Origin of the sequence: Acidovorax sp. SUPP3334, from assembly GCF_030159055.1 — a bacterium.
GTDB lineage: Bacteria > Pseudomonadota > Gammaproteobacteria > Burkholderiales > Burkholderiaceae_C > Paracidovorax.
In genome coordinates this window covers 144,915-158,274 of the sequence record NZ_BQXQ01000003.1, presented here as the reverse complement: position 1 = coordinate 158,274, position 13,360 = coordinate 144,915, and the positions used below count along the sequence as shown (strand labels likewise).

Below are 13,360 nucleotides of genomic sequence, written 5' to 3'. Positions count from 1 at the left end.
GCCCATGAATCCCCTGCTCTCCCAACTGCAGCCCTACCCTTTCGAGCGGCTGCGGCAACTCTTCGCGGGGGTCACACCCCCGGAAGGCGTCCGCCCCATCAGCCTTGGCATGGGCGAACCCCGGCATCCGACTCCCGCGTTCATCAAAGACGCCTTCACCGACAGCCTCTCAGGCCTGGCCAGCTACCCCGCCACTGCGGGCGATCCTGCCCTTCGCAAGGCCTGCGCTGCCTGGATACAGCGGCGCTACGGACTTGCGCTGGATGCTGCCACGCAGGTTCTGCCCATCAACGGATCACGCGAAGCACTGTTCGCGTTCGCGCAGACCATCATCGACCCAACGCGTGCCGGCGCAACGGTGGTTTGCCCCAATCCCTTCTACCAGATCTACGAAGGTGCGGCCCTGCTGTCGGGCGCCACGCCATACTACGCACCCAGCGACCCGGCCCGCAATTTCGCCGTGGACTGGGACAGCGTGCCCGAAGACGTCTGGCAGCGCACGCAGTTGCTCTTCGTCTGCTCGCCGGGTAACCCGACCGGGGCGGTCATGCCGCTGCCGGAATGGGAAAAGCTTTTCGCGCTGAGCGACCGCCACGGTTTCGTCATCGCATCGGACGAGTGCTACAGCGAGATCTACTTCCAGGGCGAGCCCCCGCTGGGTGGGCTGGAGGCTGCGGCGAAGCTCGGCCGGGCCGACTTCCGCAATCTGATGGCCTTCACCAGCCTGTCCAAGCGCAGCAACGTGCCCGGCCTGCGCAGCGGCTTCGTGGCGGGCGATGCAAAGCTGATCCAGGCCTTCTTGCTGTACCGCACCTACCACGGCAGCGCCATGGGCCCTGCGGTACAGGGCGCGAGCATCGCGGCCTGGAACGACGAGCAGCACGTGGACGACAACCGGGCGCTCTACCGCCGCAAGTTCGAAGAAGTGACGCCGCTGCTGGCCAGCGTCATGGACGTGGCCCTGCCCGACGCGGGCTTTTACCTGTGGGCCCGCGTGCCCGACGCCCTCGGCCTGACGGACGCGGAGTTCGCCCGCGAACTGCTCGCTCAATACAATGTGACGGTGCTGCCCGGCAGCTACCTCGCCCGCGAGGCCGGCGGCTTCAATCCCGGCGCGCAGCGCATCCGCATGGCCCTGGTGGCCGAAGCCGAAGAGTGCGTCAAGGCAGCCCGGCGCATCGTGCAATTCATCCAATCCCATCCCTGAACCGACCCATGACACAACAACTGCAGACCCTCATCGACACCGCCTGGGACAACCGCGCCAGCCTCTCGCCCGCAGCGGCACCCAAGGAAGTGCAGGATGCCGTGGAACACGTGATCGCCGAGCTGAACAACGGCAAGCTGCGCGTGGCCACCCGCGAGGGCGTCGGCCAGTGGACGGTGCACCAGTGGATCAAGAAGGCCGTACTGCTGTCGTTCCGCCTCAAGGACAACGAACTCATGAAGGCCGGGGAACTGGGCTTCTACGACAAGGTGCCCACCAAGTTCGGCCACCTCTCTGCCGAAGAAATGGCCGCCACGGGCGTGCGCGTTGTGCCACCCGCCGTCGCGCGCCGCGGCAGCTACATCGCCAAGGGCGCCATCCTGATGCCCAGCTACGTGAACATCGGCGCCTACGTCGATGAGGGCACCATGGTCGATACCTGGGCCACCGTGGGCAGCTGCGCCCAGGTGGGCAAGAACGTCCACCTGTCCGGCGGCGTGGGCCTGGGCGGCGTGCTGGAGCCGCTGCAGGCCAACCCGACCATCATCGAAGACAACTGCTTCATCGGCGCGCGCTCGGAAATCGTCGAAGGCGTGATCGTGGAAGAGAACTCGGTCATCTCGATGGGTGTGTACATCGGCCAGAGCACCCCCATCTACGACCGCGCCACCGGCGAGACCAGCTTCGGCCGCGTGCCCGCCGGCTCCGTCGTGGTGAGTGGCAGCCTGCCCAAGGACAATGGCCGCTACAGCATGTATGCCGCCATCATCGTCAAGAAGGTGGACGCCAAGACCCGTTCCACCACCAGCCTGAACGACCTGCTGCGCGACTGAGCACGCAGCCTGCCGCACTCCGCCCCCGATCCGATCCGCCCCCCGCCCCTTCCGCGACCCGCGCACCGACGAACGAAAGAGCAATCCCCATGAGCACGATGGAACGGATTCTTCGCCTGATGGCCGAAAAGCGGGCGTCGGACGTCTACCTGTCGGCCAACGCGCCGGCGCTGATCAAGATCAACGGCGAGTGCGTGCCGATCAACAGCCAGGTGCTGCCGGCCGAAGCGCCCAAGAACCTGCTGGCCGAGATCGTGCCACCCGACCGCATCGAAGAGCTGGAGGAAACGGGCGAGCTCAACATGGGCGTGCCGCTGACCGGCGTGGGGCGGTTCCGGGTGAGCGCCATGCGCCAGCGCGGCAGCTACGCGGTGGTGATCCGCTTCATCGCACAGCACATCCCGCCCCTGGCCACGCTGAACCTGCCGGCGGTACTGAGCGATCTCATCCTGGAAAAGCGGGGCCTGCTGCTGGTCGTCGGGGCCACGGGCTCGGGCAAGAGCACCACCCTCGCCTCGATGATCGACAGCCGCAACGAACAGCTCACCGGACACATCCTCACGGTGGAAGACCCGGTCGAATACCAGTTCCGCAACAAGAAATCGATCGTGAACCAGCGCGAGATCGGCGCCGATACGCAGTCGCTGCAAATCGCCCTGAAAAACGCCCTGCGCCAGGCGCCCGACGTGATCCTGATCGGCGAAATCCGCGACCGCGAGACCATGTCCGCCGCCATCGCCTATGCGCAGTCGGGCCACCTGTGCCTTGCCACCCTGCACGGCAACAACAGCTACCACGCGCTCAACCGGATCCTGAGCTTCTACCCCGTCGAGGTGCGCCCGACCATGCTGGGCGATCTCGGCTCGGCGCTGAAAGCCATCGTCTCGCAGCGCCTGGTGCGAACCCCCGCCGGTGAGCGCGTGCCCGCCGTGGAGGTGATGCTCAACACCAAGCTGGTGGGCGACCTGATCGAAAAGGGCGACTTCTCCGGCGTGCGCGAAGCCATGGAAAAATCCATGGCCGAAGGCTCGCAAACGTTCGAAGGAGCGCTGGCACAGCTCATCCTGGAAGGCCGCATCGACCGCAAGGAAGGCATGGCCTACGCCGACTCGCCCACCAACCTGATGTGGCGCCTGCAGAACGATTTTTCACTGGCGTCGAAAAACGCCAAGGCCCAGAGCGAAGCAGCGCGGGAAGAAGAAGACCAGCCGTCGTTCACCGAGATCGTGCTGGACGTCAAACCGTCCTGATCCGTCCCACCTGGCCTGCCCATCACGCCCTCCCCGCCCGAACCGCCTGCCCCACACACGATGTCCCGTACCCTGCACCTGGCCGAACAGCTCATTGCCCGCCCCTCCATCACCCCCAACGATGCGGGTTGCCTGGAACTGCTGGCGGACCGCCTGCGGCCGCTCGGCTTCGACTGCGAGCGCATGGACAGCGGGCCGCAGGATTTCCGCGTTAGCAACTTATGGGCAAAACGGCCTGCAGCGCAATCAGTACTAGGGCAGTCTGCTATCAAAACAGTAGTATTTGCCGGCCATACCGATGTGGTGCCCACCGGCCCCGTCGAGCAATGGGGCAGCGATCCATTCACGCCCATGCACCGCGGCGGCAAGCTCTACGGCCGTGGCGCGAGCGACATGAAGACATCGATCGCCGCGTTCGTGGTGGCGGTCGAAGAGTTTCTGGCAGCAACGCCTGACCCCGATCTGCAGATCGCCTTTCTGCTCACCAGCGATGAAGAAGGCCCCTCGGTGGACGGCACCAAGGTCGTGGTCGAGCGGCTGCGCGAGCGTGGCGAGGCGCTGCACTACTGCATCGTGGGCGAGCCCACTTCGGTCGAGAAGACCGGCGACATGATCAAGAACGGCCGGCGCGGCACCTTGAGCGGACGGCTCACCGTGCGCGGCGTGCAGGGCCACATCGCCTACCCGCAACTGGCCCGCAACCCCATCCACCAGGCGCTGCCCGCGCTGACGGAGTTGGCCGGCATCCGCTGGGACGAAGGCAATGCCTTCTTCCCACCCACGAGCTGGCAGATCAGCAACATGCACGGCGGCACGGGAGCGACCAACGTCATCCCGGGCGCGGTGGTGATCGATTTCAACTTCCGGTTCTCCACCGAATCGACGGCGGAAGGCTTGAAGCAGCGCGTGCATGCCCTGCTCGACCGCTACAACCTGGAATACGACCTGTCCTGGACGCTGGGCGGGCAGCCCTTTCTCACGCAGCCTGGCGAACTGGTGCGCGCGGTGCAGCAGGCCATCCTGGACGAAACCGGGCTGGCGACCGAGCTTTCCACCACGGGCGGGACCAGCGACGGGCGCTTCATTGCGCAGATTTGCCCGCAGGTGATCGAACTGGGCCCGCCCAACGCCACCATCCACAAGATCGACGAGCATGTGGTCGTGGCCGACATCGAGCCGCTGAAGAACATCTACCGCCGCACGCTCGACCACCTGAACGCATTGGCAAACGCATGAGTACCGACCCGCAACCCCCCGGCGGCCAGGATGCCGTGCGTGGCGATACCGTCGGCGCGTTGATCGCCTCCGGCACGGCGCGGCTCCAGGCGTCGGGCGTGGCGTTCGGCCACGGCACGGCCAATGCGCACGACGAAGCGGTTTGGCTGGTGCTGTGGTGCCTGGGCATTCCGCTGGACGAGCCTTTGAATGACGGCCCCGAGCCCGTCTTGGGCCGCACCGTCACCTCGGCCGACCAGGCCCGCGTGGCCGAGCTGTTCGAAGAACGCATCGCCACGCGCAAGCCTGCGGCCTACCTGACGCGCGAAGCGTGGCTACAGGGCGTGCCGTTCTACGTGGACGAGCGGTCCATCGTGCCGCGCAGCTTCATCGCCGAGCTGTTGGTCGATCCGCCAGCGGACGGCGGCATCGACGGCTTTCTCGGCGAAGACACGCGCGCGGTCCTCGACCTGTGCACCGGCAATGGCAGCTTGGCGGTCCTGGCCGCGATGGTGTACCCGGACGTGCATCTGACCGGAGCCGATATTTCGCCCGAGGTGCTCGAAGTCGCTCGCATCAATGTGGAAAAACACAGTCTGCAGGACCGCGTGGCCCTGCAACTGTCGGACGGCCTGAATGCGGTGCCGGGTCCGTGGGATCTGATCCTGTGCAATCCGCCCTACGTGAACGCGCAGAGCATGGCGGCATTGCCCGAGGAGTACCGCGCCGAGCCCGCTCTGGCGCTGGCCGGTGGCACGGATGGCATGGACTTCATCCGCCGCCTGTTGGCACAAGCGCCCGGCTGCATGAACGAGCAGGCCGTGCTGGTGCTGGAGATCGGCAACGAGCGCAGCCATTTCGAAGCGGCATTTCCGGACCTTCCCGTGTTCTGGCTCGACACCAGTGCCGGCGAAGACCAGGTGCTGCTGATCACCCGCGAGGCTCTGGTGGCGCACCCGACCTGATCCGCGCTCTGCATGGAAAGAGCGCCTGGCGCACTCTTTCACCCCCCTTCGCGTTTGCCATGTTTGGGCGCGCGCGGCCGGCCTTGCCGGTCTTTTGATGTTCTCCCGGGTGTCTTTGGCACACTCCTTTTGGCTTTTTATCGATGATCACACTCAAGAACGTCACCTTGCGCCGCAGCGCGAAGGTTCTGCTGGACCGCGTATCCGTCACCATCAATCCCGGTGAAAACGTGGGCTTGGTCGGTCGCAACGGCGCGGGCAAATCCAGCCTTTTCGCCCTGCTCAACCGCACGCTGCATGAAGACGGCGGCGACTTCTTCGTGCCCCCGCAATGGCGAATGGCCCAGGTGGCGCAGAACATGCCCGAGACATCGGAGCCGGCCACCGAATTCGTGCTGAACGGCGACACGCGCCTGGCTGAACTGCGTCAAGCGCTGGTCAAAGCGGAGCAGGACGAAGACGGCATGGCCATCGCGCATGCCTATTCGGATTTGGCCGATGCCGGCGACCATGACGCCGTGCCACGGGCGCAGGCGCTGATCCTGGGGCTGGGTTTTCGCGTTTCCGAACTCGAAAACCCCGTCAACAGCTTCTCGGGCGGCTGGCGCATGCGGCTGCAATTGGCCCGCGCCCTCATGAGCCCGAGCGACCTGCTGCTGCTCGACGAGCCCACCAACCACTTGGACCTGGATGCCCTGGTGTGGCTGGAAGCGTGGCTCAAGCGTTACGCCGGCACGCTGATCGTGATCAGCCATGACCGAGAATTCCTCGATGCGATCACCAACGTCACGCTGCAGATCGAAAACGCGCAGCTGAACCGCTATGGCGGCAACTACAGCCGCTTCGAAGAACTGCGCGCCCAGCAGATCGAGCTGCAGCAAGCCTCGTTCGCCAAGCAGCAGGACAAGATCGCCCACCTGCAGAAGTTCATCGACCGCTTCAAGGCCAAGGCCAGCAAGGCCAAGCAGGCGCAAAGTCGCGTCAAGGCGCTGGAGCGCATGGAAAAGATCGCGCCGCTGCTGGCCGAGGCCGAGTTCACGTTCGAGTTCAAGGAGCCGGTCAACCTGCCGAACCCGATGCTGGCGATCAGCGATGCGTCGTTTGGCTACACGCCAGAAGAAGGCGAGCCGACGACCATCCTGCGCCACGTGAGCCGTTCGGTGCTGGCGGGCCAGCGCATCGGCATTCTGGGAGCCAACGGCCAGGGCAAGTCCACGCTGGTCAAGACGATCGCGCGGGAGATGAAGCCGCTCGCCGGCTCGGTCATCGAAGGCAAGGGGTTGTCCATCGGGTACTTCGCCCAGCAGGAACTGGACGTGCTCCGCCCCAGCGACAACCCGCTGGAACACATGATCCGCCTGGCCCGGGAACTGGGCGCCAACGCCCGCGAGCCCAGCCGCGAGCAAGACCTGCGCAGCTACCTGGGCAGCTTCAACTTCTCCGGCGACATGGTCAAGCAGGCCGTGGGCACCATGAGCGGCGGCGAAAAAGCCCGCCTGGTGCTGGCGATGATCGTCTGGCAGCGCCCCAATTTGCTGCTGCTGGACGAGCCGACCAACCATTTGGACCTGGCCACCCGCGAGGCGCTGTCCATGGCGCTCAACGAGTTCGAAGGCACCGTGATGCTGGTCAGCCATGACCGCGCCCTGCTGCGTGCGGTGTGCGACGAATTCTGGCTGGTGGGACGCGGCGTGGTGGGCCCTTTCGACGGCGATCTGGACGATTACCAGCGCTACCTGCTCGAAGAATCCAAGCGCCTGCGCGAACAGGCCAAAGCCGCCGAGTCGGCTGCTGCCGCCACCGCGCCAATGGCGGCCCCAGTACCCTCTAAAGCGGCAGCCGCTCCTGCGCCAACGCCCGTGCCCGCGCCCGCGCCCGTAGCGCCGTCAGCTGCCAGTGCCCCCGTTGCGAAGGACGCCCGGGAGCAACGCAAGCTCGGGGCGCAGGCTCGGCAGCAACTGGCTGAGAAAACCCGCCCCTTGAAGCGCGAACTGGAGCAGATCAATCAGCGCCTGGCAGCGCTCACGGCCGAGAAGGCGCAGATCGAAGAGCGGCTCACCCAACCGCTGCCGCCGGCCGAGATCGCAGAAAACGGCCGTCGGCTGAAGACGTGCGGCGATGAGACCGACGCTTTGGAAGAACGTTGGCTGGAGCTCTCTTCCGAGGTAGAGGCTCTCGAATCTCAAGCCAGCGAAGCGTAAAACCATGTAACCATTGACACTGAATTCAGGTTCTTGCGCAATTCTGTCAACGGTTTTTTGCTATGTTTTTAGGAGCTAAAAAATCGACATGGACCGGTTGCGTTTTTTTGCATTCTTCTGTCAACGCGTCTTCCAGGCCGGGCGTTGTTCATCCATCACAGGAGATAACCGAATGAATACCACCGCTATCATGTCCGCCTGGCCCGAAGACGAACGCGACCGCAAGCGCGCACCGGCCCGCCTCTGAAGGCCGGCGCAACGACCAGAAGGTTCGACGAACCCTTTTCCTCAGCCACTGCGAGCGCCTCCTTCACGTCCCCATTCATCCCCCATTAAAAAACCCCGCATCCGCGGGGTTTTTGTTGTCTGGACGGTACCGCTTGGCAGCGATACCTTTTGCGCTCAGCCCATGTGCAGGCCGCCGTTGACCGAAAAATCGGCCCCGGTGGCATAGCCGCCCTCTTCCGACGCCAGCCAGGCGATGATCGATGCGATTTCGCTCGGCTCGCCCAGGCGCTTGACCGGTACGGTGGCGACGATTTTCTCCAGCACGTCGGGGCGGATGGCCTTGACCATGTCGGTGCCGATGTAGCCCGGGCTCACCGTGTTCACGGTCACGCCCTTGTTGGCCAGTTCCTGGGCCAGGGCCATCGAAAAACCATGCATGCCTGCCTTGGCAGCGGAATAGTTGGTCTGGCCCGCCTGGCCCTTCTCGCCGTTCACGCTGCTGATGTTGATGATGCGGCCCCAGCCTTTTTCCACCATGTCGCCCACGACCTGCTTGGTCACGTTGAACATGCTGTTGAGGTTGGTTTCGATGACCGCGTCCCAATCCTCGCGCGACATCTTGAGGAACATGCGGTCGCGCGTGATGCCGGCGTTGTTCACCAGCACGTCGATGGTGCCGTGGTTGGCCTTGGTCGCCGTGAATGCCTCCACGGTCGAATCCCAGTCGCCGACATTCCCGACCGATGCATAGAAGGTATAGCCCAGCGCATTCTGCTCGGCCAGCCATTTGGCGTGGTCACGCGTGGGGCCGCAACCAGCGATGACCTTGAAACCATCCTTGTGCAAACGCTGGCAGATGGCCGTTCCGATGCCACCCATGCCCCCTGTGACATACGCTACTTTCTGGTTCATGTGAGTTCTCCTTATCAACGATTCACGCAAGCACTCTACCCAAGATTCCACACCCGGCCGCTCTGGAAAACACCGAGCCTTGCAAATTTTGACAAAGCAGTGCGCGGCCTGCGTGCTATCAGAACCGCAGCAGCGGGTGACTGCCGCGGTTAAAAAAAACCGCACCATTGGGGGTGCGGTTCAATTCCGGCTGGTTCAGGTCAACGGGCGGCAGCTAAGCCGCCCGCCGCTCAGGCCCTCTCGACAGCGAGCGAAACACCCATGCCGCCGCCGATGCACAGGGCTGCAACGCCCTTCTTGGCGTCTCGGCGCTTCATCTCGTGCAGCAAGGTGACGAGCACGCGGCAACCGGAAGCACCGATCGGGTGCCCGATGGCGATCGCACCGCCGTTCACGTTGACCTTGGCAGGGTCCAGGCCCAGGGCCTGGTTGACGGCGCAGGCCTGGGCAGCGAACGCCTCGTTCAGCTCGAACAGGTCCACATCGCCGGCCGTCCAGCCTGCCCGCTTCAGGGCCTTGCGAGTGGCGGAAACGGGGCCCATGCCCATGGTGGCCGGGTCCAGGCCGGTCGTGCCATAGGAGACGATGCGCGCCAGCGGTTCCAGGCCCAGCTCGGCAGCTTTCTTGCCGCTCATCACCACCACGGCGGCGGCGCCATCGTTCAAACCCGAGGCATTGCCGGCCGTGACCGAACCAGCCTTGTCGAAGGCTGGGCGCAGGCCCGAAAGCGCTTCCGCGTTGGTCTTGCGGTTGAGGTACTCGTCGGCGTTGAACTGCACCGGGTCGCCCTTTTTCTGGGGCAGGCTGACGGGCACGATCTCGTCGGCGAACTTGCCGGCGTCCTGCGCGGCCGCGGCCTTTTGCTGGCTGCCCAGGGCGAGCGCATCCTGCTGCTCGCGCGTGATGCCCTGTTCCTTTGCCACGTTCTCGGCGGTGATGCCCATGTGGTACTGGTTGTACACGTCCCACAGGCCGTCCACGATCATGGTGTCGGCCATCTTCCACTCGCCCATGCGCTGGCCGTCGCGCGATCCGTTGAGCACGTGGGGCGACAGGCTCATGTTCTCCTGCCCGCCAGCCACCACGATCTCGCTGTCGCCCGTCGCGATGGATTGGGCGGCCAGCATGACGGCCTTGAGGCCCGAGCCGCAGACGGCGTTGATGGTCAGCGCGGGCGTTTCCTTGGCCACGCCGGCTTTCATCATGGCCTGGCGCGCGGGGTTCTGGCCCACGCCGGCCGTCAGCACCTGGCCCATGATCACTTCGCCGACCTGATCGAGCGGCACCTTGGCACGGGCCAGCGCCTCCTTGATGACGATAGCGCCCAGTTCGGTGGCGGGGGTCTTGGCGAGCGCGCCGCCAAACTTGCCCACGGCGGTGCGAACGGCGGAAACGATGACGATGTCTTCCATATCAGTCCTTTTTGTGCAGAAACGGGAATTTCGAAAGCGGGAGGCGATGCAGGTGCGAAGGTCGGCGCGCCAGTGCGGCCGATTCTCGCAGCAGCGGTGAACGCGTGATCGGTGTCAGGCCTTCTGCTTGACGTAGCGGCCGGGGGCCGGCTCGATGGCCTTGAAACGCGGGCTGCGGCCATAGGCCTTGGGCGCCGGGACCAGCTTGCCCGCATGCCCCTTGAGCCAGCGGGACCAGTCGGTCCACCAGCTGCCGGGATGCTCGGTCGCGCCCTGGAGCCATTCGTCGAGCGTCGCGGGCAACTGGCCGTCTTCACGGAGCCAGTGGCTGCGCTTTTTCTTGGAAGGCGGATTGATCACACCGGCGATGTGCCCGGACGCCCCCATGGCAAAGCGCTTCTTGCCCGGAAACACCTGCGTGGACGCGTAGGCCGCGTCGATGGGCACGATGTGGTCCTCGCGCGAGCCATAGATGTACACAGGCAGGTCCACCAGGTTCAGGTCGATCGCCTCGCCGCACACGGTGAGACGGCCGGGCTGCACGAGGTTGTTTTCGAGATAGAAGTTACGCAGGTACCAGGCGTAGAAAGGGCCCGGCAGATTGGTGCTGTCGCTGTTCCAGTACAGCAGGTCGAACGGCGGCGGTGTCTCGCCCTTGAGGTAGTTGCCCACCACGTAGTTCCACACCAGATCGTTGGGCCGCAAGAAGCTGAAGGTGGAGGCCAGGTCCTGCCCCTTCATCATCCCGCCCTTGCCCATCTGCAACTCCCGGAACTGCACGAACGCTTCGTCGATGAACACGTCCAGGATGCCGGTGTTGGAAAAGTCGATGAGCGTGGTGAGGAACGTGGCGCTGGCCACGGGCTCTTCGCCGCGCGCGGCCAGCACGGCCAGTGCGTTGCCGAGGATGGTGCCGCCCACGCAAAAGCCCAGGGCATTGATCTGCGCTGCGCCGGTGATGGCCTGCACGACCTCGATGGCGGCCATGGCACCTTCTTCGACATAGTCGTCCCACATCTTGTCGGCCAGCGTGTCGTCGGGGTTGCGCCAGCTCACGACGAAAGTGCGATGACCTTCGCTCACGGCATGGCGGATCAGCGAGTTCTCGGGCTGCAGGTCGAGGATGTAGAACTTGTTGATGCACGGCGGCACCATGAGGAAGGGGCGTTCATGGACCTTGTCGGTCAGCGGCTTGTATTCGATGAGCTGGAACAGCGCGTTTTCGAACACCACCGCGCCCTCGGTGGTCGCCACGTTGCGGCCCACCTCGAACAGGCTTTCGTCGGTCATCGAGACGTGGCCCTGGCGCAGGTCGTGCAGCAGGTTGGCCACGCCCTTGGCGATGCTCTCGCCCTTGGTTTCGATGGCCTTTTTCTGCGCCTCCGCATTGAAGGCGAGGAAGTTGCTGGGCGCCATGGCGGCCATCCATTGCTCGACCCCGAACCGGATGCGCGCGCGGGTCTTGGCATCGGCATCGACGGCATCGACCAGGCCCATCAGCGTGCGTGCATTGAGCAGGTAGGCCGCCGCCGAAAACGCGGCCAGTGGGTTCTGCGCCCAGGCCTCTCCGTTGAAACGGCGGTCACCCGTGGCGGCGGGCTGCGTACCTTGCGTCCAGAGCGCGGTGGCGTCTTTCAGGTACTGCTGCTGCAGCGCGGTGAGTTTTTCCGGGTCCAGCTTGACGGGTGCCACGGGCGCGGCCCCCGGGGTGCCAGCGGGTCCGCCGGGTACTGCCTGCTGGAAGGCCTGTATCGCCTGGGTCCAGCCTCTGCCGAGCATCTGCTGGAATTGCTGGGCACTCGGCCCCCAGGGTGATTCAGAATCCGCCATGTTCGTCTCCTCCACAAGAATAAGCGGTCCGTCAGGTGCGGGCCGTTGCGGCCATTGTTGCCGAGTGGCGAGGCCCATGGCAACGACGCTTGCCTTTTTTCACCAACTGCCTTCCAACCCGGGCTGAAACATGTATCTCGTTGTCATTGGATGGCTGTATGTCACGCTGCTGATGGCGGTGGCCGAAGCCATGGCCCCGAACGGCACGGTGCTGGGCGCCATCATCACGTTCGCCCTGTACGGGCTGCTGCCCATGTCCATCGCGGTGTACATCCTCGGCACGCCGGGCCGAAAGCGGGCCATCCACGCCCGGCAACTGGCCGAGCGGGACGCCCAAGCCGCTGCGGCCCGAAACACCGAAGCCGCAGTGGCGGCTACAAAGCCAGTAGAGCCGGCAGAGGTGGCCCCGCCGCCTTCACGCCCCGGTGGGCCGGTCGAGCCAGATGCAGGCAGCGAAGCGTCCACTGCCCCCGAAGGCGCTGCCGTATCGGTGCGAAAAGAAATGTGACGGCTGGCTGACGGTGCACCACACGGGGCTGCCGTCGTTGCCGTACACCCGCTCGACCCCCAGGGCCGCCAGCCGTTGACGCGCCAGGCCGGCCAGATCCGCCAGGTATTTGCCGTCTCCCTGCGGCGTGAAGTGCCGCTCGGCGGCGGCCTGTACGTCGCAGAACGCCGCGCGCACTTCGGCACCCACCTGGAAGGCGGTCGGGCCGATGCATGGCCCCAGCCAGGCCATGCAGTCGCTCGGTCGTGACGATGAAGGAATAGCAGGCACTGCAGTGTTTGCTATATTTTTCATAGCATCATCCCCTAGTGCTGATTGCGCTGGAGGCCTGAAACACTCCAAGGCGGCTTCCATTACCCCCTGCCCGCCTTCACCCGCCAGGCCACGCCAGCCCGCGTGGGCCGCAGCCACCCGGGTGCCGCGCGTGTCGGTCAGCAGCACCGGCAGGCAGTCGGCCACCATGATGGTGCAGGCCACGCCCGGTTCGGTGGCCGTGCAGGCATCCGCCTCGGTGCCGTCTTCGGTATCGGGGCCGAGCGCCGCCACGGACCATCCGTGCACCTGCCGCAAAAAGACCGGCCGGGCGGTTTTTTCCGGGCCCCAGCCCAGCGCAGCGTGGAGCACCTGCCGGTTGGCCTGAACGGCCTTCGGGTCGTCTCCCACGTGATCGCCGAGGTTGAGCGAATCGAAGGGCGCGGCACTCACGCCGCCTGCGCGGGTGGTGCACAGCGCCCGCACGTGGACCGGCGCTGGCCAGTCCGGCACCAGCCAGCCGGAGTGGGAAGAAGCGATGGGCATT

11 protein-coding genes are annotated in these 13,360 nt (G+C 65.2%); 7 read left to right on the top strand and 4 right to left on the bottom strand.

Annotation, left to right across the window (positions count from 1 at the left end):
* Positions 1-4: 4 nt before the first annotated feature.
* The 6 genes from dapC to AVHM3334_RS02480 all read left to right on the top strand — a co-directional run bounded on the left by dapC (position 5) and on the right by AVHM3334_RS02480 (position 7,671).
* A complete protein-coding gene (dapC, locus tag AVHM3334_RS02505) occupies positions 5-1,207 on the top strand; it encodes a succinyldiaminopimelate transaminase (RefSeq protein WP_284409353.1) in 1,203 nt (400 codons plus the stop codon).
* A gap of 8 nt (positions 1,208-1,215) precedes the next feature.
* Entirely contained in the window at positions 1,216-2,040 is an 825-nt protein-coding gene (gene dapD / locus AVHM3334_RS02500; RefSeq protein WP_092745800.1) for a 2,3,4,5-tetrahydropyridine-2,6-dicarboxylate N-succinyltransferase, read from the top strand.
* Between the two features lie 89 nt (positions 2,041-2,129).
* Positions 2,130-3,290 (top strand): PilT/PilU family type 4a pilus ATPase, encoded by a 1,161-nt coding sequence (locus tag AVHM3334_RS02495; protein WP_284409349.1) that lies wholly within the window; start codon positions 2,130-2,132, stop codon positions 3,288-3,290.
* 60 nt (positions 3,291-3,350) lie between these two features.
* The gene (dapE, locus tag AVHM3334_RS02490) at positions 3,351-4,526 is read left to right on the top strand and encodes a succinyl-diaminopimelate desuccinylase (protein WP_284409347.1); all 1,176 of its coding nucleotides are present in this window, start codon (positions 3,351-3,353) and stop codon (positions 4,524-4,526) included.
* Positions 4,523-5,470 (top strand): 50S ribosomal protein L3 N(5)-glutamine methyltransferase, encoded by a 948-nt coding sequence (prmB, locus tag AVHM3334_RS02485; protein ID WP_284409345.1) that lies wholly within the window; start codon positions 4,523-4,525, stop codon positions 5,468-5,470. The genes dapE and prmB overlap by 4 nt, the downstream gene beginning before the upstream one ends.
* Positions 5,471-5,613: 143 nt before the next feature.
* Positions 5,614-7,671 carry an ABC-F family ATP-binding cassette domain-containing protein gene (locus tag AVHM3334_RS02480; RefSeq protein WP_284409343.1) on the top strand — a complete coding sequence of 686 codons (2,058 nt, stop codon included), beginning with the start codon at positions 5,614-5,616 and terminating at the stop codon, positions 7,669-7,671.
* 402 nt (positions 7,672-8,073) lie between these two features.
* Here AVHM3334_RS02480 and phbB read toward each other — a convergent pair whose 3' ends face one another.
* The 3 genes from phbB to AVHM3334_RS02465 form a co-directional block, all read right to left on the bottom strand.
* On the bottom strand, positions 8,074-8,811 hold the full coding sequence (gene phbB, locus AVHM3334_RS02475) for an acetoacetyl-CoA reductase (RefSeq protein ID WP_284409341.1): 738 nt from the start codon (positions 8,809-8,811) through the stop codon (positions 8,074-8,076).
* A gap of 230 nt (positions 8,812-9,041) precedes the next feature.
* Positions 9,042-10,223, bottom strand: coding sequence for an acetyl-CoA C-acetyltransferase (locus tag AVHM3334_RS02470; protein WP_284409339.1), 1,182 nt, complete (start codon positions 10,221-10,223; stop codon positions 9,042-9,044).
* Positions 10,224-10,337: 114 nt separating this feature from the next.
* The gene (locus tag AVHM3334_RS02465; protein ID WP_284409337.1) at positions 10,338-12,053 is read right to left on the bottom strand and encodes a PHA/PHB synthase family protein; all 1,716 of its coding nucleotides are present in this window, start codon (positions 12,051-12,053) and stop codon (positions 10,338-10,340) included.
* 130 nt (positions 12,054-12,183) lie between these two features.
* Here AVHM3334_RS02465 and AVHM3334_RS02460 point away from each other — a divergent pair, with 130 nt between their 5' ends.
* A complete protein-coding gene (locus tag AVHM3334_RS02460; RefSeq protein ID WP_284409335.1) occupies positions 12,184-12,561 on the top strand; it encodes a hypothetical protein in 378 nt (125 codons plus the stop codon).
* Here AVHM3334_RS02460 and AVHM3334_RS02455 read toward each other — a convergent pair.
* A complete protein-coding gene (locus tag AVHM3334_RS02455) occupies positions 12,469-13,359 on the bottom strand; it encodes a purine nucleoside phosphorylase YfiH/LACC1 family protein (RefSeq protein WP_284409333.1) in 891 nt (296 codons plus the stop codon). The two genes, AVHM3334_RS02460 and AVHM3334_RS02455, sit on opposite strands and share 93 nt — an antisense overlap.
* Position 13,360 lies beyond the last annotated feature (1 nt).

Coding starts and splice junctions, on each gene's coding strand:
- AVHM3334_RS02480 (WP_284409343.1), top strand. CDS start 5,614: ATGATCACACTCAAGAACGTCACCTTGCGCCGCAGCGCGAAGGTTCTG.
- AVHM3334_RS02455 (WP_284409333.1), bottom strand. CDS start 13,359: ATGCCCATCGCTTCTTCCCACTCCGGCTGGCTGGTGCCGGACTGGCCA.
- dapE (WP_284409347.1), top strand. CDS start 3,351: ATGTCCCGTACCCTGCACCTGGCCGAACAGCTCATTGCCCGCCCCTCC.
- dapD (WP_092745800.1), top strand. CDS start 1,216: ATGACACAACAACTGCAGACCCTCATCGACACCGCCTGGGACAACCGC.
- AVHM3334_RS02460 (WP_284409335.1), top strand. CDS start 12,184: ATGTATCTCGTTGTCATTGGATGGCTGTATGTCACGCTGCTGATGGCG.
- AVHM3334_RS02465 (WP_284409337.1), bottom strand. CDS start 12,053: ATGGCGGATTCTGAATCACCCTGGGGGCCGAGTGCCCAGCAATTCCAG.
- prmB (WP_284409345.1), top strand. CDS start 4,523: ATGAGTACCGACCCGCAACCCCCCGGCGGCCAGGATGCCGTGCGTGGC.
- dapC (WP_284409353.1), top strand. CDS start 5: ATGAATCCCCTGCTCTCCCAACTGCAGCCCTACCCTTTCGAGCGGCTG.
- AVHM3334_RS02470 (WP_284409339.1), bottom strand. CDS start 10,223: ATGGAAGACATCGTCATCGTTTCCGCCGTTCGCACCGCCGTGGGCAAG.
- AVHM3334_RS02495 (WP_284409349.1), top strand. CDS start 2,130: ATGAGCACGATGGAACGGATTCTTCGCCTGATGGCCGAAAAGCGGGCG.
- phbB (WP_284409341.1), bottom strand. CDS start 8,811: ATGAACCAGAAAGTAGCGTATGTCACAGGGGGCATGGGTGGCATCGGA.